The sequence below is a fragment of the Nisaea sp. genome, assembly GCF_040217065.1.
In the GTDB taxonomy this organism is placed as follows: Bacteria; Pseudomonadota; Alphaproteobacteria; order Thalassobaculales; family Thalassobaculaceae; genus Nisaea.
This window is the reverse complement of the sequence record NZ_JAVJNX010000004.1, coordinates 676,763-696,777: the sequence shown is the minus strand read 5'-3', so window position 1 is coordinate 696,777 and position 20,015 is coordinate 676,763. Positions and strand designations below refer to the sequence as shown.

Below are 20,015 nucleotides of genomic sequence, written 5' to 3'. Positions count from 1 at the left end.
TCGTCGCCGGCACCGCCGTCGATGATGCCTTCGGAACCGCCGTAAATGGCATCGTTGCCGTCGCCGCCGGACACGGTGTCAGTGCCTTCGGTGGCATGGATGGTGTCGTCACCCGCGCCGCCGTCGAGAACGTCATTCCCGGCACCGCCGTCAAGAACATCGGCGTCTGCGCCGCCCGACAAGGTGTCGCTGTCCGCACCGCCATAAAGCGTGTCTGAACCAAGACCGCCTGTCAGCGCATCGTTCCCGGTGCCGCCGGTAATCTCGTCGTTGCCCGCGCCGCCGTCGAGCACGTCGTCACCGGCAAGGCCGTCGATCGTGTCGTTGCCTGCAACCGCGGAGATCGTATCTGCCTCTGTGCTGCCGGTCAGGCTGTCGTCGCCGGCCGAGCCGGTGAGCGGGCCGGTGGCGAAGGTCAGGCTGGTGGCGCCACCGTCGTCGCTCAGGGCGACCTCGGCGAAGCTGCCCTCCAGGGTGAAGCTGATTTCCGGCCAGCCGTCGCCATTGGCGTCGATGCCAACGGTGGTGACGCCGTTCTCAGTGCTCAGGGTGACCTTGTCGGCGCCGAAGCTGGTGCCGGTGATGCGGACGGTCTCGCCGGCTTCAAGATCAGCGAAATGGTCGCCGTTGATCTCGGCGCCGGTGCCGCTGAACAGATCGGTGCCGGTGCCGCCATAGATCGTGTCGCCGGCAGCCCCGCCCTCAAGCGTGTCGTTGTCGGCGCCGCCATAAAGGGTATCACTACCATCGCCGCCGAGGAGCGAGTCGTTGCCGTCGCCACCCTCGATCAGGTCGGCGCCGCCGGCGCCGGAGATGGTGTCGTCGCCGGTCCCGCCGTCAAATGTGTCGTTGCCGTAGTTGCCGGTGATCTCGTCATTGCCGGCGCCGCCGTCGATCAGATCGTTGCCGCCGCCGCCGATGACGGTATCGTCGCCGTCGCCGCCGCTGAGGGTCTCGCTGCCATAGGCGCCGATGATGGAATCGTTGCCGGCGCCGCCGTCGATGCTGTCGCTGCCGCCGCCGCCGGAAAGCGTGTCGTCGCCGGCGCCGGCCGAAATCGTATCGGTGCCGCTGCCGGCCTTGACCAGGTCGTTACCGTCGCCGCCGAGGATGCTGTCATTGCCGCCGCCGCCGGAAAGCGTGTCGTCCCCGGTGCCGCCGTCGAGCGTGTCGTCCCCGCTTGCCGCCTTGATCAGGTCGTTTCCGTCGCCGCCGTCGAGGCTGTCGTCGCCGCCCTTGCCGGACAAAGTGTCGTCGCCGGCAAGCCCGGAAATGACGTCCGCATCGCTGGTGCCGGACAGCACATCGTCGCCTTCGGTGCCGGAGAGCGGGCCGACGGAGAATTGCAGGTTGGTACCGCCGTCCGTTTCGGTCGCGGTGACGCTGCCGAAGCTGCCGGCAAGGGTGAAGGTGATGTCCGCGGTGCCGTTGCCGTCGGTATCGATGGTCACCGTGGTGACGTCGTCGGCGCTGGTCATGCTGACCGCACCGGCGCCGATGCTGGCACCGGTCAGGCGGATGGTCTCGCCGATCTCAAGGTCGCTGAAATGATCGCCGTCGAGCGCGGCGGCGCTGCCGACGAACACGTCGTTGCCGCTGCCGCCGGCGAGGGTGTCGCTGCCGCTGCCGCCGGCAAGGGTGTCGTCGCCGTCGCCGGCGCTCAGGACATCATTGCCCGCGCCGCCCTGGATGCTGTCGCTGCCGCCGCCGGCGATGATGGAATCGTTTCCGTCCCCGCCGTCAAAGACATCGCTGCCGCCGCCGCCGGAGAGGGTGTCGTCGCCGCTGCCGCCGGACAGGGTGTCGTCACCCGAGGAGGCGATGATCAGGTCGTCGTCGGCGCCACCATCGATCAGGTCGCTGCCGCCACCGCCGGAGATGGTGTCGTCGCCGTCGCCGCCGCGCAGGGTCTCGCTGCCATAGGCGCCGCGGATGGAATCATTGCCGGAGCCGCCGTCGATGCTGTCGCTGCCGCCGCCACCCGAAATGGTGTCGTCGCCTGCGCCGCCGTCGATCGTGTCGTCTCCGGACGCGGCCACGATATCGTCGTTGCCGGCGCCGCCATCGATACTGTCATTGCCGCCCGCGCCGGTAATGACGTCGTCGCCATCGCCGCCGGACAGGGTATCGTGGGACCAGCCGCCGGACACGGTATCGTCGCCGGCACCGCCGTCGATGCTGTCATTGCCGCCGCGGCCATAGAGCTTGTCGTCGCCGGCCCCGCCCTGAATGGTGTCGTTCTGGTAGTCGCCGGAGACCGTGTCGTCGCCGTCGCCGGCATCAATGCTGTCATTGCCGGCGCCGCCGGTGATCTTGTCGTCGCCGTCGCCACCGAGGATGGTGTCGTTGCCCTGGCCGGCGGTGATCTTGTCCTTACCGGCGCCGCCGTCGAAATAGTTGTTTCCGGAGGTGTCGCGCAGGTCGTCGTCGCCGGCATTGCCGATCAGCGTGTCGTTTCCGTCGCCGCCGGAAATGGTGTCCTTGTCGTCGCCGCCATAGAGATAGTCGTCGCCGTTATCGCCGAACAGGCTGTTCTTGTCGTCGCCGCCATAAAGGGTGTCGTTGCCGGCGCCGCCGGACAGGGTGTCGTCGTCCTCGCCGCCATAGAGCAGGTCGTCGCCGTCGCCACCGTCGAGATAATCGTCACCGTCACCGCCGAACAGCTGGTCGTTGCCGCCGGCCCCGGAGAGCGTATCGTCATCACCAAGGCCGGAAATCGTATCGGCGCCGGACGAGCCTGTAAGCTCGTCGTCGTCTTCCGTACCCGATGCAAGGCCGTCCACGGACTGATCGACATCCTTGTCGTCATCGTCCTTGTCTTTTTTTCCGCGCGACGATTTTGCCATTCTGTGCTCCAGAGCGCGTGTACCACCGGCGCGGTTCTCTCGCCGGTATCCTTGCTCACCATAAGTTACCTGTAATAGGAAAGTTTGAGGATAATTTCAATAAAAATTTATCTAAATCCATCCTATTGGAAGGTGACATGGTTCGATGTTCTAGCCGAGAACCCCTAAAAAATAGTTAGCATTTGAGGAAAGAACAGAAAAACCTCAATTCTTCGACGGGGCATCCGGCCAATGCGCGCATGGCGCGGAATGGGTCCGCGCTTCTGCATCCCAACGGTTGACGGCAGGAGAAACCGGCCCTTCCGCCGCTTTCAGGAAAGCCGCTGCCGTCGGCGCGGATCGGGTGCTAGTTTCTGTGCCGGCCTCTTGAACTTAGTCGGAGAAATGTCATGAGCATCAGGATCTGGGGGCGGCCGACATCGGCGCGCACGCAGAAGGTGCTGCTGGCCCTGGCGGAACTCGGCCTGCCGTTCGAGCTCACCCTGGCGAGCGGAACCATGGGGGCACACGGCCATGTGGCGAAGGGAAACGAGGCGTTCGGTGTGGTGGATACGCCTGACTACAGGGCGATGAATCCGAACGGGACGGTGCCGACGATTCTGGATGACGGCTTCGTGCTCTGGGAATCGAACGCGATCCTGCAGTATCTCGCGATGAAATATGATCCCGACAGGTTCTACGGGTCCGATATCGGGCGCTTCGCGTCGGCTGCCCGCTGGATCATGTGGGAGAATAACGAGCTCATTCCGCCGATGCATAATCTGGTGAAACACACCATCCGGTTGCCGGAAGACCAGCGCGACCCGGAGATCGCCGCGGCATCCCGGGCGGCTCTCGGCCGGGCCTGGGGGATTGTCGACACACAGCTTTCGCGGACCCGGCATATCGCTTCAGACAGCTGGAGCTACGGGGATATCCCGATGACCATCCGGGTGCATCGCTGGGCCCTGCTGGCGGGGGTGGATGCGCTGTCGCCGACCCTCGCCCGATATTACGCTGAGGTGTCTGCCCGGCCGAGTTTCGATGCGATCCGCGACCCGGCTATGCATCTGGCGGGATAACCGGAAACACACAAAGCCTCCGGGGACGGTGCGCGTCTCCGGAGGCTCTGTTTTCAAGAGGTCCTAGATGAACGGCGTGTCGACGTAATAATGTCCGCCGTGGATGGCCTTCTTCAGCTCGCTGCCATCCATCTCCCAGTAGGAGATGCCATCGTTGGCGGCGGTGATCTGGATATCCGCCTTGCCGTCGCCATTCACATCCGCGATATCGGTGATGCTCTCGCCGGCGCCGAGGGACTTCACGAAGCCCTTGTTGGTTGCCATCGAGCCATCCATCTCCCAGACCGAGACCGCACCGGTCGCGGTGTTCTCCGCCAGGATATCGGCCTTGCCGTCGCCATTGAAATCGGCGAGACCGCGCACCGCCCAGTCGGCATTCATATCGCCCGCATAGCCGGCATTCAGCAGGGTGGCGCCGTCCATCTCCCAGACCGAGACGCCGCCGTTGCTGCCGCGGATCAGCATGTCGTCCGTGCCGTCGCCGTTGAAGTCCGCGAAGCCTTCGACCGACCATCCCGATCCGAGGGTGCCGACATAGCCCTTGTTCGAGGCCACGCCGCCATTCATCTCCCAGACGGAGATGGTGCCGTCGGCCGTGTTCCGCAGCAACAGGTCGTCCTTGCCGTCGCTGTTCATGTCGGAGACATGCTCGACCTTCCAGTCGGAACCGAGGGCGCCGGCGTAGCTCTTGTTCGATGCTGTGCCGCCGTCCATTTCCCAGACCGAGACGGTGCCGGAGCTGCTGTCACGCAGCAACAGGTCGTCCTTGCCGTCGCCGTTGAAGTCAGCAACCGATTCCAGATTCCAGTCCGCGCCGATGGTGCCGGCATAGCTCTTCTCGAGCGGGGTCGCCCCATCCATGCGCCAGACCGAGGCGGCGCCGCCATTGTCGTTCCGGGCAACAAAGTCTTCCTTGCCGTCACCGTCGAAATCACCGGTGCCGAGGATGTCCCAGTTGTTTCCGAGGAAACCGGAGAAACCCTTCGTAGGTTCGGCTGTACCGTCGATCTCCCAGACCGAAACCGCGTCAGTGGCGCTGTTCCGGATCAGCAGATCGTTGGTGCCGTCGCCGTTGAAATCCTCGATCGCCGCGACCGACCAGTTATCGTCCAGGGTCCCCAGTATGCTGCGCTCGACAACCACGGAGCCTTCCATGGACCAGGCTGTGACACGACCGCTGTCGGCATTGCGCCAGATCATGTCCTCGTCACCGTCACCGTCGATATCGGTCGAGGTCAGCAGGGACCAGCCGGATTCCCAGGAAGCGTTCGCCGTCAGATTGATCTGCTCGACATTCTGGAAGTCCGCGCCGTCCCGCGCCTGGCGGATATTGATGAAGGCCCTGTCATAGCCGTCGCCGCCATCGATCACGGCATCGTCGGCATCCGCATAGAGGCTGTCCGCACCGGCACCGCCGAACAGACTGTCCGCCCCGTCATCGCCGCTGACCCGGTCGTCGCCGTCACCGCCATAGATCACGTCGTTGCCGGCCAGGCCGTTGAGCGTGTCGTTGCCGGCCAGGCCATCCAGCACATCGTCATTCTCCGTGGCGCCGAGGGAATCGTCGCCTTCCGTGCCGTAGATGGCCTCGTCTTCTTCTTCGCCGGAGCCCGTAGCAAAAGTGAGCGTGCTGTCGCCGTCGGCGGAAATGCTGACGCTCTCGAATTCGCCAACCAGCAGGAAGGAAGTATCCGGCACGCCGTCATTGTCGGTGTCGATCCAGACCCGCGTGTTCGCGCCGTCCGCCATCAGGCTGACGTCGCCCTCGGCGAGCTCGAGACCGGTGAGGATGATCGAATCCCCTGTCTGATAGTCGCCGATCCGGTCGCCTTCGAGCTCCGCAGCGGTGCCGCGGAAGACATCGTTGCCGGCGCCGCCCATCAGGCTGTCTGCGCCGGTGCCGCCGGAAATCACGTCGTCGCCCGCGCCGCCAATGATGGTGTCGTTAAGGCTCGCTTCCGTGATCTGCCGCAGCGAGACATTGTCGATCAGGGCGCCGTACTGGTCTGACGTGCCGTCCGCGTCGCCGCCGCTGAAGGCGATGACATGGGCGCCCGCCGTCAGGCTGACGGACAGGGTCTGGTGCGACCATTCCCGGGCCGCATCGTCGATCTTCAGCACCTGCTCGCCGTCAACCCAGACCGTCAGTTCGCTGGTTTCCGAAACCTGGTTGCCGAGCTGGCGCGCCGCGAAGTCGAAGCTGAAGCGGAACTCGCCGTCTTCCGCGACAGTCACAGTCTGCGCCATCAGCACATTGGTGTCGCCGGAGGTGCCGCCATTTTCCGGGTGGCTGTCGAGTTCGGCGACATGATTGTCGTCGGCCCAGCCGTCCGGCTGCTGCGGCGCGCCGCCCACGGCGCCCCGCTGGATCTCGATCGGCGCGGTGCCGCCGCTGGTCGGGGTCAGGTCTTCGGCGGTCCAGCCGTCGATGGCCGTGAAGGTGCCCCAGTTGCCATGGTTCAGGTTGCCCGGCAGATCCTCAAAATCGCCATTGACGATCAGCTCCGGGCCGAGTTCTTCGGACGTCTCCGCATCGCCACCGATCAGGGTGTCGTTACCGTCGCCGCCCTCAAGCAGATCGTTGCCGGCGCCGCCATCGAGCACGTCATTGCCTTGCTGGCCATAGATGACATCGTCACCGGCATCGCCGATCAGGGTGTCGTCGGCCGACGCATTGGCGCTCGGGTCGGTGGTCACTTCGATGCTGCGGATCAGGTAATCGCTGCTGTCCTGGGCATTGCCGTCATCGCCGCCCGCGTAATCGGTCGCGGAGAAGACCAGCCTGTCGAAGCCGCCCTCGACATCGATGGTGATGGTGGTCTGGTCGCCGCTCGGGGCCGTGAAATCGTCCTCGCCGACAAGCTCGCCGTCCCGATAGGCCGACCAGTGTCCCTGCTCGCCGCCATTCCCCTCGTTGGCGAACAGCCGGAGGATGTCCACGCTGGCGCCTGTGGCCATATTGTCGAAATCGACAATCAGCTCCTCGGAGAAGCCGAGCGCCGGGTCATAACCGAGCTGATTGGGAATGCCGCCCGATGTCATCGTGCCCTCGACGCCAAGCGCGTCCCGCTCGATGACGATGTTGTCGACGCTGGCATCGCTCTGGCTGCCGTTCGGCAACGCCCGGGTCGCGGTGACCGTGAAGCCGCTGCCGGTCTCGCCGAAATTCGAGGAGTCGATGCGGATGGTCTCGAGATCGCCGCCTGCGCCGCTCTCGCCGTCGCCATAAAGCGTGTCGCTGCCGGTCCCGCCTTCGAGACGGTCGCTGCCGGTGCCGCCGCTGAGGATATCGTCGCCGTCGCCGGCCGTCAGCGTGTCGTTGCCCGCGCCGCCGTCGAGACTGTCATCGCCGGTGCCGCCGCCGAGCGTGTCGTCGCCCGTGCCGCCGAGCACGGTATCGTCGCCCGCGCCGCCGGTGACCGTATCGTTGCCCGCGCCGCCGGATACCAGATCGTTGCCGTCGCCGCCATCGATCGTGTCGTTGCCGCCGAGCCCGTCAATGGTGTCGTCCGCAGCGGTGCCGAGCAGGCTGTCATCGCCTTCGGTGGCGCTGTTCCCGTCCGGCTCTGCCGGGGTGAAGACGAGCGTGGTCTTGCCGTGGTGGCTGTCCGCCTCGACTGCGGTGAAGGCGCCGTTGAGGACAAAGGTCGCCTCGGCATGGCCGTTATGGTTGGTGTCGATGGAGACCGTGGTCCTGCCGTCGGCGACCGTCAGGGTGATGTCGTCCTCGTCGATATTGCGATCGACGATCACCACGTCGCCGTCATCGGCGCTGTAGTCCTCTATGACATCGCCGTCGAGATCCGAAAGCTCGCCATAGAACCTGTCCGCACCGGCGCCGCCGGAGAGCGTGTCGCTGCCGGATTCGCCTTCCAGGAAATCGTCGCCGGCGCCGCCGACCAGCACGTCGTTGCCGCTGCCGGCGGTCAGCGTGTCGTTGCCGTCGCCACCGTCGAGACTGTCATCGCCGCGTCCGCCGCCGAGGGTATCCTCGCCGTCGCCGCCGCGCACGATGTCGTCGCCGTCTCCGCCGGTAACCGTGTCGTCGCCGGCACCGCCGTCAAGGACATCGTCACCATTGTCGCCGGAGATACTGTCGTTTCCGGCGCCGCCCTCAATGGTGTCGTTGCCGTCATTGCCGCGCAGATAATCCTCGCCGTCGCCGCCGTCGACGCTGTCATCGCCATTTCCCGCGATCACGTAATCGTCGTCCGCACCGGCGTCGACCGTGTCGTTGCCGTTGCCCGCGATCACATGATCGTTGCCCGCGCCGCCGATGATGGAGTCGTCGCCATCATTTCCGGACAGGCTGTCGCGATCAGCGCCGCCGTCCAGGACGTCATTGCCGTCGCCGCCCTTCAGCTGGTCGCGGCCTGCCCCGCCGCCGAGGGTATCCGCGCCGTTGCTGCCGACAAGCGTGTCTTCGCCGTCGCCGCCTTCGATACTGTCGTCGCCGTCCTGGCCGCTGAGCCTGTCATCGCCGTCACCGCCGGAAATGATGTCATTTCCATCGCCCCCGCTGACCAGATCGTTGCCGGCGCCGCCGTCGATCAGGTCTTCGCCGGCGCCGCCGGTAATCCGGTCATAGTCGCTGCCGCCGGACAGCGTGTCGTTGCCGTCGCCGCCGATGATGTTGTCCCGGCCGTCGCCGCCCGCGACAAAATCGTCACCGTCACCGCCGGTCAGGTAGTCGTTGCCTGCGCCGCCGTCGAGGCTGTCATTGCCCGCACCGCCGTCAAGAACGTCAGCTCCTGTGCCGCCATCCAGGAGATCGTCGCCGCTGTCGCCGGACAGACGGTCGTAACCGTCGCCGCCGCTCAGGGTGTCATTGCCGGCTTGGCCCCACAGCTGGTCATTGCCGTCCATGCCGGAGACCAGATCGTCGCCGTCGCCGCCCAAGACCGTGTCGTTGCTGCCGAGGGCGCTGATCGTATCGTCGCCTTCGGTGCCGGTAATTCCGTCCTGATACGGTGTGCCGATGATGACCCGGCCCTGTACTTCCTCGGTGAAGACAAGGTCCGTGCTGCCGTTGCTGTCGCTGGCGATGACGCCGCGATATTCACCGTCGATCGTGAAGGTGGTGTCCGCGCTGCCGCTGCCGGTGCTGTCGATCGCGACCGTGGTTTTGCCGTCGGCAACAGTCAGGGTGACGGCTTCCGCGCCGAACGTGGCATCGGTGACGGAGACGGTTTCGCCGCCGGCATAATCCGCCAGTGTGTCGCCGTTCAGATCGGCCGCTGTGCCCTTGTAGAGGTCGTCGCCCTGGCCGCCGCGCAACGTGTCGGTGCCGGCGCCGCCATTGAGCGTGTCATTGCCGTCGCCGCCTTCAAGGCTGTCGGAGCCGCTGCCGCCGTCAAGCAGGTCCTCGCCGGCACCACCCTCGAGCGTATCGGCGTCGCTGCCGCCGTCGAGCGTGTCCGCGCCTTCGCCGCCGAGCAGGCTGTCATTGCCGGAATTGCCGTCGAGCCTGTCGTCGCCCGCGCCGCCGTCGGCCGTGTCGTCGCCGGAATTGCCGGCCAGCCAGTCATTGTCGGCCCCGCCGTCGAGATAATCCTCGCCCTGGTTGCCCCAGAGCACGTCGTTTCCATCGCCGCCGATCAGGGTGGCGTCGTCATAGCCGTACCGGCTGCTGGCAAGATCCAGCACATCGTCGCCGGCGCCGCCATCGATGACTTCGATGCCCTGCAGCCGCTCGCCGCCGAAATCGAGGGCGATATTGTCGTTGCCGTCGGTGCCGGTCAGCGTGTCGATGCCGGTATCGCCGTCATCCTTGTAATTGTCGTACCGGGCATGGCCCGGATTGGTCGGGTCGAAAGTCTCTGCATCGCCGACCAGGGTCGGGTTTTCCGGATCGCCGGTCTGCAGGTGACGGATGTTGCTGTTCGAGTCGACGCTCCATTCGTAGAGGTCGCCGCCTTCGCCGCCATTCAGGCTGTCCCGCCCGGCCCCGCCGGAAAGGGTGTCGGAGCCTGCGCCGCCAACCAGCGTGTCGTCGCCGGCCCCGCCGTCGAGACGGTCGTCCCCGGCATCGCCGGAGAGCGCATCGCTGCCGTCGCCGCCGAACAGGGCGTCGTTACCCGCGCCGCCTTCGGCCATGTCATTGCCGTCGCCGCCGACCAGCGTGTCGTCGCCATCGCCCGCGGTCAGAATGTCGTTGCCGGTGCCGCCATCGAGGCTGTCATTGCCGAGACCGCCGCCAAGCGTGTCTTCACCCGCGCCGCCGAGCACGGTGTCGTCGCCGGCCCCGCCGGTGACCGTGTCATTGCCGTCGCCGCCATCGACCAGGTCGTTTCCGTCCCCGCCATCAATGGTGTCGTCGCCGCCAAGGCCGGTGAGCGTGTCGTCGCCGTCGCCGCCGACGAGGCTGTCATCGCCTTCCGAGGCCGTGACGTCCGGCGAGAAGGAGAGGGAGGTCGCGCCGTCTTCGGTGACCGTGCTGACCGAGTTGAACTCGCCGGCCATGGTGAAGGTGGCGTCGGCGCTGCCGTCGCCATTGCTGTCGATCACCACGGTGGTCTCGCCGTTCGCGACGGTCAGCGTTACCGCATCGTCATCGAATTCCGCATTGGCAATCACCAGATCGCCGTCTTCCGGATTGTAGTCGGTGATGCTGTCGCCGTTCAGGTCGGTGAGGGAGCCGACAAAGCTGTCGGCGCCTGAACCGCCGGCCAGCGTGTCCGCACCCGCGCCGCCTTCAAGCAGGTCGTCATCGTCGCTGCCATCCAGCACATCGTCGCCGCTGCCGCCGGAAAGCTGATCGTTACCGGCCCCGCCGACAAGATTGTCCGCGCCTTCGCCGCCTTCCAGCGTGTCGCTGCCGCCGCCACCATCGAGCGTATCCGCGCCGTTGCCTGCGACCAGGCTGTCATCGCCCGCGCCGCCGTTCAGCGCATCATTGCCCGTGCCGCCGTCGAGAACGTCGTTTCCGTCGCCACCGTCGAGCGTGTCGTCGCCGTCACCGGCAGCGACGGTGTCATCACCGGCACCTGCCGCCAGGCTGTCGTTCCCCGTATGGCCATCGAGGCTGTCATCGCCGTCGCCGCCATCAAGCACGTCATTGCCATCGCCGCCGCTCAGGGTATCGTCGCCCGCGCCGGCCGACAGGGTGTCGTTGCCGGTATGGCCGTCGAGACTGTCATTGTCCGCGCCGCCATCGAGGAAATCATCCCCGTCGCCGCCGCTGAGGGTGTCGTCACCCGCGCCGGCCGTCAGGATGTCGTCGCCGGTATGGCCGTCGAGACTGTCATTGCCGTCGCCGCCGCCGAGGGTATCGCTGCCCTGGCCGCCGAGCACGGTGTCGTCCCCGGCACCGCCGGTCAGCGTGTCGTCGCCAAGCCCGCCATCGAGATAATCGTCGCCGTCACCGCCGTCCAGCGTGTCATTGCCCTGACCGGCCGTCAGCGTGTCGTTCCCGCTGCCGCCGTCCAGGCTGTCGTCGCCGAGGCCGCCGCCGAGCGTATCGTCGCCCGCGCCGCCGAGCACGGTATCGTCCCCGTTGCCGCCGGTGACCGTGTCGTTGCCGTCGCCGCCGTCGAGCAGGTCGTTGCCGTCACCGCCATCGATGGTGTCGTCGCCGCTGGTCCCGGTCAGGCTGTCATCGCCTTCCGACGCCGTGACGTCCGGAGAGAAGGAAATCGAGGTCCGACCATCCTCGGTCGCGGTGGTGACCGAATTGAATTCACCAATCATGGTGAAAGTCGCTTCGGCGGAACCGTCGCCATCCTCGTCAATTTCAACGATGGTTTCGCCGTTTTCGACGGTCAGCGTGATGGCGCTTTCATCGAATTCTCCTGTGAGGAGAAGCCGGTCGCCGTCTTCCGGGCTATAGTCGGTGATCAAATCACCGTTCATGTGTTCAACGCGGGTATCCGCGAAATCATCTGCGCCGGACCCGCCAACGAGAGTATCCGCTCCGTCTAGACCGACGACCTCGTCATTTCCCGCGCCGCCTGAAACAAGGTCGTTTCCACTGCCGCCAACCAGCCAGTCGCCGGAGTTTCCGCCGTAGATAGTGTCGTCACCGCTACCGCCATTTATGATGTCGGTACCGTCACCACCATCCAGCGTGTCGTTACCTTCTCCACCGTCCAAAACACTGGTACCGCTTCCGCCAACCAGCAGATCGTCTCCGGCCTCTCCGCTGAGATTATGAACGCTTTGTCCACCGACCAGAGTATCCTCACCGGCGCCGCCAAAGACGGTATTGATGCCGTCCTCAGCGTTCAGCAGGTCATCTCCGTCACCACCATAGAGCGTATCCCTGCCCTCGCCGGCGGTGAGGTTATCGTTGCCGGCGCCGCCATCCAGAACGTCATTACCGGAGCCGCCGATCAATGTGTCGTCGCCGTCGCCCGCAGTGAGTATGTCGTTGCCGTCGCCGCCGTCGAGGCTGTCATCGCCAGTGCCGCCGCCGAGGGTGTCTTCGCCCGCGCCGCCGAGCACGGTGTCGTCGCCTGCACCGCCCGTAACCGTGTCGTCACCGTCCATGCCGTCGACCAGGTCGTTGCCGTCGCCGCCATCGATGGTGTCGTTGCCCGCGAGACCGGAGATGGTGTCGTCGCCATCCGTGCCGACCAAGCTGTCGTCGCCCTCTGTCGCAGTCACATCCGGCGAGAAGGAGATCGAGGTCTGGCCGTTGTCGGTCGTGGTGGTGACCGAGTGGTATTCCCCGGTCACCGTGAAGGTTGCGTCGGTGCCGTCTGCGCTGATGCTGACTGTTGTCTCGCCGTTCGCATAATCCAGCGTGACTGCATCGTCGCCGAATTCCGCATTGGCAATGACCAGGTCGCCGTCATCCGCGTCGTAGTCGCTGATGACATCGCCATCGAGATCGGCGAGATCGCCGACGAAGCTGTCCGCGCCGTCGCCGCCGGCGAGCGTGTCCGACCCTGCGCCGCCTTCAAGGAGGTCGTCGCCGTCCCCGCCATCAAGGTTGTCCGCACCGTCGCCGCCGTCGAGCGCATCGTCGCCGGCCCCGCCCGAGATCTGGTCCGCGCCTGCACCGCCCTCGGCGAGGTCATTGCCGTCGCCGCCGGCCAGAGTGTCGTCGCCGTCGCCTGCGGTCAGGGTGTCGTTGCCTGTGCCCCCGTCGAGGCTGTCATCGCCTGTGCCGCCGCCGAGCGTATCGTCGCCCGCACCGCCAAGAACGGTGTCGTCGCCTGCGCCGCCCGTAACCGTATCGTCGCCGTCCATGCCGTCGACCAGATCGTTGCCGTCGCCGCCATCGATCGTGTCGTCGCCGTCGCCGCCGAGGGCGGTGTCATCTCCGCCGCCGGCGGAGATCAGATCGTTATCCGCGCCGCCATCGAGGCTGTCGGCACCTGCGCCGCCGTCGAGCACATCATCGCCGGCACCGCCAATCAGGGTGTCGTCGCTGCCCGACGCAGCGGTTTCGGTGGTGAACTCTATACTCTTGACCAGATAGTCGCTGGCATCACTGCCGCCGTTCGGCCCGTTCGCGTAATCGGTCGCGGAGAAGATCAGCTTGTCGAAGCCGCCGGCGACGTCGATCGTCAGCGTGGTGGAGCTGCTGCTTGCAGCCTGGAAGTCGTTTTCGCCGACGACTTCACCGTCGCGATAGGCGGTCCAGTGGCCCTGTTCGCCGCCATTGCCCTCGTTGTTGAACAGGCGCGCGATCTCCACGGTCGCCCCGGTGCTGGTATTGTCGAACTCGACAATCAGCTCTTCGGAGAAGCCGAGGCCCGGATCATAGCCGAGCTGCCCCGACGGGCCGCCTGTCGCGCCGTCGACGCCGAGGCCATCCGAGTTCGATGTCACATGATCGACGCTCGGCTCGCTGCGGTCGCCGTTTTCCAGGGAGCGGGTCGCGGTGATGCGGAAGCCGCTGTCGGTCGAGGTGAAATTGCTGCCGTCGATGCGGCCGGTTTCGGTGACGGGCGAATCGACACCGTCGCCGCCGGTCAGGCTGTCATTGCCCGCGCCGCCTTCAAGAGAGTCGTTTCCGGCACCGCCATCAAGCGAGTCGCCGCCATCGCCGCCATCGAGTGTGTCGTCGCCGTCACCGCCCAGCACGGTGTCATCCCCGGCGCCGCCGATGACCGTATCATCGCCTTCCATGCCGTCGAGCAGGTCGTTGCCGCCGAGGCCATCGATTGTATCGTCGCCGGCAAGGCCGGTGATGGTGTCGTCGCCTTCCGTGCCGACGAGGCTGTCGTCGCCAGGGGTTGCGCCGCCGGAGACCGTGTCATTGCCATCGCCGCCGGAGACGGTGTCATTGCCATCACCGCCGGAGACGGTGTCATTGCCGTCACCACCGGAGACCGTGTCATTGCCATCACCACCGGAGACCGTGTCATTGCCATCACCACCGGAGACCGTGTCATTGCCGTCGCCACCGGAGACCGTGTCATTGCCGTCGCCACCGGAGACCGTGTCATTGCCATCGCCGCCGGAGACGGTGTCATTGCCATCACCACCGGAGACGGTGTCGTTGCCGTCGCCACCGGAGACCGTGTCGTTGCCGTCGCCGCCGGAGACGGTGTCTTCGCCATTTCCGAAGAGGAGGCGGGTGTTGCCGTCCATCTCGGTTGTTGTGACGGAGCTGTAATCGCCGAGGACGGTGAAGGTCGTGTCTGCTGTCCCGCTACCCGTGGTGTCGACAGAGACAATGGTCTTGCCGTCAGCGGATTCGAACGAGAAGGCATCGGCGCTCAGAACCACGCCGTCGACCTGAATGGCATCGCCGCCATCCTGGTCATAGTCGGCGATGGTCTCGCCATTGAGCTCGGCCGCCGTGCCCGCAAAGGTGTCCGCGCCGTCGCCGCCATAAAGCAGGTCGCTGCCCGCGCCGCCCCGGACCACGTCGTCGCCGGTGCCACCGAGGACAGTATCGTCCCCCGCGCCGCCATCGACCGTATCGTCCCCGGCGCTGCCGAACAGCAGATCGCTGTCGGCGCCGCCATCGACCGAGTCGTTTCCGTCGCCGCCGACCAGCGTGTCGCTGCCGGCGCCGCCAAGAAGGGTGTCTTCGCCTTCCTCGCCGAGCATCAGGTCGTCGCCGTCACCGCCCAGCATGGAATCATCGCCGATACCGCCGACCAATGTGTCGTCGCCGGTGCCGCCGTCGATGGTGTCATTGCCCGCGCCACCAAAGGCAATGTCGTTGCCCGCGCCGCCATCGAGCAGGTCGTTGCCGCTTGCCGCGACACTGTCGGCGCCGTCACCACTGCCCGTTGTGTCGTCGCCGATCAACACATCGTCGTCGTCACCGCCACTCAGCGTATCGTCGCCGCCATCGCCGGAAATCGTGTCGTCGCCAGACCCACCGGTGACCGTGAAATCACCTTCGTCGAAACCACCGTCGCTTGTGTCTTCACCAACAACGGTGTCGTCCCCGTCGGATCCGGAGACACTGTCATCGCCGTCAGAGCCTGAGACAGAGTCGTCACCGCCGGAGCCGGAGACGCTGTCGGCGCCGTCGGATCCGGAGGCGGTGTCGGCGCCGGAGGAGCCGGAGACGCTGTCGTCACCATCGGATCCGGAGACGCTGTCGTCACCGTCGGACCCGGAAACGCTGTCGTCCCCGTCGGACCCGGAGACGCTGTCGTCCCCGTCGGATCCGGAGACGCTGTCGTCACCGCCGGATCCGGAGACGCTGTCGTCACCGTCGGATCCGGAGACGCTGTCGTCCCCGTCGGAGCCGGAGACAGAGTCATCGCCGCCAGACCCGGAGACGCTGTCGTCCCCGTCGGAGCCCGAGACAGAGTCATCGCCGCTGGACCCGGAGACGCTGTCGTCGCCGCCGGAGCCGGAGACGCTGTCGTCGCCGCCGGAGCCGGAGACAGAGTCGTCGCCGCCGGAGCCGGAGACGCTGTCGTCGCCGTCGGAGCCGGAGACAGAGTCGTCGCCGCCGGACCCGGAGACGCTGTCGTCGCCGCCGGAGCCCGAGACAGAGTCGTCGCCGTCGGATCCGGAGACGCTGTCGTCGCCATTGGATCCGGAGACACTGTCATCACCGTTAGAGCCCGAGACACTGTCTTCGTCTTCCTGGTATTCGTTCCAGTCGTCGCCGATCACGGTATCTTCGACATCGTCACCGAAAAGCGTGTCGTTGCCGGCTTCGCCGGAGAGTGTGTCGTCGCCGTCGCCGCCGATAAGAAGATCGTCGTCACTGCCGCCAACAAGGCTGTCGTTTCCGTCGCCGCCCTCAAGTGTATCGTTGCCCGCATCGCCTGACAGGCTGTCGTCGCCGGTACCGCCATCCACGCTGTCGTCGCCAGACCCGCCTTCGGCGACATCATCGCCGTCGCCGCCAATCAGGGTGTCGTCGCCCGCGCCGGCCGTCAGCGTGTCGTTGTCCGCGCCGCCATCCAGGCTGTCATTGCCATCGCCGCCGCCGAGCGTGTCCTCACCCGCGCCGCCAAGCACGGTGTCGTCACCCGCGCCGCCGGTGACCGTGTCGTTACCGGCACCGCCATCGACCAGATCGTTGCCGTCGCCGCCATCCAGCGTGTCGTCGCCGGCGCCGCCCAGTACGGTGTCATTGCCCGCGCCGCCTTCGGCGATGTCGTTACCGTCGCCGCCGTCGAGGCTGTCATTGCCGTCGCCACCGCCGAGATTATCCCCGCCCGCGCCGCCGAGAACCGTATCGTCGCCGGCACCGCCGTCGAGCAGGTCGTTGCTGTTCCCGCCATCGACGAGATCGTCGCCGTCGCCGCCATCGAGCGTGTCTTCACCCGCATTGCCGAGCACGGTATCGTCGCCGGCACCGCCATCGGCACTGTCATTGCCGTCGCCGCCGATCACGGTGTCTTCGCCACTGCCGCCGTCGAGTGAATCATCACCCGCGCCACCATCGACCAGATCGTTGTCCTCACCGCCGAGAACCGTATCGTCGCCCGCGCCGCCGCTGACCGTGTCCGCGCCGTCGCCACCCTCGAGCACGTCATTGCCGGCGCCGCCGTCGATCGTGTCGCTGCCGGCATCGCCGTCGACGCTGTCATTGCCGACACCGCCGTCGAGGCTGTCATCGCCTGCGCCGCCGAGCACCGTGTCGTTCCCGGCTTCGCCGTCCATCGTGTCGTTGCCGTCGCCGCCGATCAGGAAATCGTCGCCGTCACCGCCGGAAATGTCGTCGCTGCCGGCGCCGCCATTGATCGTGTCGTCGCCGGCCGTTCCGGTCAGCGTGTCGTCAAGCGACTCCGTGCTGAACTGGAGATCGGAGCTGCCGCCATTCTGGGTGACCTGGGCGGCGATAAATTCACCATTGACCGTGAAGGTGACGTCCGGTGTGCCGTCACCGTTGGTATCGATTTCGACCGTGGTCTGCCCGTTTTCGGCAGTCAGCGTGACGTCGGCCTCGGTAAGCTGCACATTGTCGAAGCGGACGACATCGTGGTCTTCATAATCGGCGATCAGGTCGCCATCGAAAGATTCGGCCGTCCCGGCGAAGGTGTCCGCGCCGGACCCGCCTGCGAGCGTGTCGCTGCCGGCCCCGCCGACAAGAAGGTCGTCGCCGGACCCGCCGGCGAGAGAGTCGTCGCCCGCGCCGCCCTGCAGGACGTCATTGCCACCGGCGCCGGACAGCGTGTCGTCGCCCGCGCCGCCGGCGAACCGGTCGGCATAGGCGCCGCCGGTCACCTGATCGTTGCCGGCGCCGGCGTCGAGACCGAGACCGATGAAGCTTGCATCGATGACATCGTCGCCGCTGGAAATGTCATTGAAGACATCAAGCAGCTGCGTGTCGGTGACGGTGATGCCGTCATCGGTGAATTCGAAACCCTCGACCCGGCGGAAATCCTCGGTCCAGCGCTGGATCTGCACAAGGTCGTCATAATCGTCGAGGCTGACCGCACCCGGCTGCCAGACGGAGACGTTCAGTGTCGATCCGTCGAGGGAGAACGTCGTGTTCTGGATGATGTCGTCGCCGACGAGCTGCAGGCTGTCCGCTTCGCCGCCATCCCTGTCATACGGCGAATAGACGGTGCCGAGCGGCGACCGGCCGGTATAGACATATTCGTCGAGGATCGTGTCGCGGCCTTCACCGGCCCGATAGACGTAACTGTCGTTGCCGCCGCCGCCGCGCAATTCGTCATCGCCGGCGCCGCCGGACAGGGTGTCGCTCGCGGCCGCCTCGTTGATCGAGCCCCGCTGGCCGGCGCTGCCACGGATCGTGTCATTGCCGTCATTGCCCATCAGGACATCTTCGCCGGCACCGCCGTCGATAAAGTCGTCGCCGCCGCCGCCGCTGATCGTGTCCTTGCCGGTCCCGCCGAAGATCGCGTCGGCACCGTCGCCGCCATCGCCGAGATTGCTGCCGTTCCCGAGCCGGATGGTGTCGTCGCCGTCGCCGCCGGAGAGCGTATCGTTGCCGCCCGCCGCGGACAGGAAATCATTGCCGCCGGCGCCATCCATCCTGGTGTTGTCGGCGTCGCTCCAGGTCAGGGTGTCGTTGCCTGCGCTGCCGGAAATGTTCTGCAGCATGTCGGCGACATTCATCTGGCTGCCGTCATCGAACTCAAACGTCTCGACGCGGTTCAGGGAATCGCGCCAGTCAATGATGGTGATCTGGTCGTCCAGATCGACAATATCGGTCTCACCGTCCCGGATGCCGACAACCAGATTGTCGCCGACAAGGTCGATCCAGATGTCATCCGCGGTGATACCGTCTTCGAAGCGGATCACGTCGTTGCCGGCGTTCTCGTCGCGCGTGAAAAGAACGACCTGATCGCCTGGCGCCATCTGGGTGTGGATATATTCGTCGTGGATCTGGTCCTGACCGTCGCCGACGCCGAAGCGGTAGACATCGTCGCCGCCACCGCCGCGCAGGGTATCCGCACCGGTGCCGCCCCTGAGGGTGTCGTTTCCGGTTTCCTCATTGACGTTGCCGCGCTCGCCGCCGGAGCCGCGCAGCAGATCGTCACCGTCTCCACCGTCTATAATGTCGTCGCCATCGCCGCCATCGACCGTATCGTCACCGGCGCCGCCGCCGAGAGTATCGTCGCCATTTTCGCCAAAAAGGTGGTCGCCCCCCTCGTCGCCGAAAACGTCGTCATTGCCGGCACCGGCACTCACGGTGTCGGCGCCGGTGCCGCCGTCAATTGAATCAGCCCCGGAACCCGAGCTGACAAAATCGTCACCCTCTCCTGAAGAGACCGTGATTTCCTCGCTGGTGCCCCAGTCGATCACATCGCCGGCATCCGACCCGGAGATGTTTCCCAGGATGTCGTCCACGGTCCAGACCGTTCCGTCGTCGAATTCGAACTGCTCGATCCGGGTATCCGTGTCAGCCCAACCCTGGATCACCACCAGGTCGTCGGAATCGAAAAGGTCCACGCCGGGCTGCCTGATGGCGACATAAAGATTGCCGCCGCTGACAGTTATCCAGAGATTGTCGGCGGAGATGCCGGAACCGAAACGCAGCGTGTCAAAGCCGCCATCCACCTGCTGGACCGGCTGCAGGCCGCCGAGCGGGTTCTTCGGATAAATGTGATATTCGTCGAGAATTTCGTCCCGGCCGCCGCCGATGCGGAACTCGTAGACGTCATTGCCGCCGCCGGCGCGCAGGGTGTCGTTACCGGCGCCGCCATCCAGCGTGTCGTCATAGGCAAGTTCATTGACGGAGGTTTCCGCGCCCGCGCTGCCGAGCAGCAGGTCGTCGCCGAGGCCGCCGAGGAGAGAGTCCGCTCCGGCGCCACCGTCAATTGTGTCCGCACCCGCGCCACCATTGATCGTGTCGGCACCGCCGGTCCCGTTCAACCTGTCGTTTGCGTCTGTTCCGTTCAGCTCTGCCATTTATTTTCTCGCGGAGCGCAGATGTTGTGTGTCGGATCTGCCGATCCGCAAATTATTGCATGAAAAGATAAAGAAATTACGAATTTCGTCGTATCGGAGAGTGCGTTTTGCATACATGATTGTGTCTCATTCTGTGACATTATTCGTTGTATCACAATGTACTAGGGATACGCTAATAACTATGGCCAAAAAATGCATAAAAAGCGATCTATTTTTTTTTGATATATCGAATCAGAGGTTCGCTTGATGCGGAATGCGGCATTTGGGATAACAGACCGGCGCCGTCATCGGATATCCAGAGGCGCGGACCGATCCTGCCCGCGGGCCACGTATGTTTCCCTGCATGAATGGGTGC

The 20,015-nt window shown here is 65.6% G+C and carries 3 protein-coding genes; 1 reads left to right on the top strand and 2 read right to left on the bottom strand.

Annotation, left to right across the window (positions count from 1 at the left end):
• Positions 1–2,846 (bottom strand): beta strand repeat-containing protein (locus RH950_RS04795; protein WP_350054232.1); only part of this gene is annotated, 2,846 nt, incomplete at its 3' end.
• A 389-nt stretch (positions 2,847–3,235) separates the two neighbouring features.
• Between RH950_RS04795 and RH950_RS04790 the strand changes: the two genes are divergently transcribed.
• Positions 3,236–3,907, top strand: a complete 672-nt coding sequence (locus RH950_RS04790; protein ID WP_350054230.1) for a glutathione S-transferase family protein — start codon at positions 3,236–3,238, stop codon at positions 3,905–3,907.
• Between the two features lie 63 nt (positions 3,908–3,970).
• Here RH950_RS04790 and RH950_RS04785 read toward each other — a convergent pair whose 3' ends face one another.
• On the bottom strand, positions 3,971–19,660 hold the full coding sequence (locus tag RH950_RS04785) for a calcium-binding protein (RefSeq protein WP_350054228.1): 15,690 nt from the start codon (positions 19,658–19,660) through the stop codon (positions 3,971–3,973).
• Positions 19,661–20,015: the final 355 nt, after the last annotated feature.